This is a genomic window from Mycoplasmopsis agassizii, from assembly GCF_002276225.1.
Taxonomy (GTDB): domain Bacteria; phylum Bacillota_I; class Bacilli_A; order Mycoplasmatales; family Metamycoplasmataceae; genus Mycoplasmopsis_B; species Mycoplasmopsis_B agassizii_A.
Window position 1 is genome coordinate 18,737 of the sequence record NZ_NQNY01000019.1, and the last position, 539, is coordinate 19,275.

A 539-nucleotide genomic window follows, 5' to 3' on the forward strand; every position below is an offset into this window, starting at 1 on the left:
CAGACCATGAAAATATTACAATTGATTGTGAAGATAAGGAGAAAGATTTAAGAGTTTGCATGGTATCTTCAGACAAATTTAAACAAAAAACAACTAAACCACCAATTAAGAAAATGACAATTAATGATTTAGCTCTGCTTGTTATTCAGTTTCAAACAAAACAAGAAGAAGCAAATGCAAAACAGGAAAAATTCAATGAGTGAGTTTATGATGCGATCACTGGTCTTCAAAAAGATGTTAAAAGAATTGATAACGTTTTAGAAAAAAACAAAATCAAATAATTTGAAAATTTATTGCAGTAAACTTAATATCTATTTAACCTATCACTTGCAAAATAGTGATAGGTTTTTTATGTATCATTAATAACTTACTGCGGTACTAGCAAAAGTGCAGTTAATTCTTATTTAGTATATAAATATTGAAATGTGATAGTCATCCTAGTGGTCTTTGAAATCTAATTTCATTGTATCACAATATATATTTGTCAATTTCTGTTTTTAATTCTTCAACAGTAGGGAGGTCAATATTTATCCTTCTAA

General features: G+C 27.1%; 1 protein-coding gene. It reads left to right on the forward strand.

Features of this window, described 5'->3' with window-relative positions; translation table 4 throughout:
- Window positions 1-281: hypothetical protein (locus CJJ23_RS04710; RefSeq protein ID WP_180738041.1), on the forward strand; the 281-nt coding region annotated here is incomplete at its 5' end.
- Between the last annotated feature and the right edge of the window lie 258 nt (window positions 282-539).